Origin of the sequence: Pseudoalteromonas sp. SIMBA_162, assembly GCF_046535955.1 — a bacterium.
Lineage (GTDB): Bacteria > Pseudomonadota > Gammaproteobacteria > Enterobacterales > Alteromonadaceae > Pseudoalteromonas > Pseudoalteromonas marina.
In genome coordinates this window covers 1-464 of sequence record NZ_JAWJBQ010000079.1, presented here as the reverse complement: position 1 = coordinate 464, position 464 = coordinate 1, and the positions used below count along the sequence as shown (strand labels likewise).

Below are 464 nucleotides of genomic sequence, written 5' to 3'. Positions count from 1 at the left end.
GCCGCAGTGTTCTCGATAAGCTCAAGTCGCTCGAAGCGCCTCGCGTCATCGCGACTCTGCCTGACTTCTCCAACCCTGTTGCCGCCGCACGCGCTTGGGCTGACGAGATGGAGCAGAAGCAGATCGCCCAGCAGGCCCTAGCCATCGCCGCGCCGAAAGTCGAGTTCGTCGACAAGTACGTCCAGTCGACCGGCCTCAAGGGCTTCCGCCAAACCGCAAAGCTGCTGAGGGCTAATGAGGCCCGCTTCCGTGAGTTCCTGCTCGACAAGAAGATCATGTATCGCATGGGCGGCGAGTGGCAGGCCTACCAACAGCACATCCACGCTGGCCGGTTCTCCGTGAAGACCGGAACCAGTGACAGCGGCCATGCCTTCAATCAAGCCAAATTCACCGCCAAGGGCGTCACTTGGGTGGCTGGCCTGTGGGCACAGTACAACCTGGAGGCCCAATGATGGCCCGCATCC

General features: G+C 61.6%; 1 protein-coding gene. It reads left to right on the top strand.

What is annotated here, in order from left to right; all coding sequences use genetic code 11:
- Window positions 1-452 (top strand): phage antirepressor KilAC domain-containing protein (locus R0J88_RS18785; RefSeq protein ID WP_410900696.1); only part of this gene is annotated, 452 nt, incomplete at its 5' end.
- Between the last annotated feature and the right edge of the window lie 12 nt (window positions 453-464).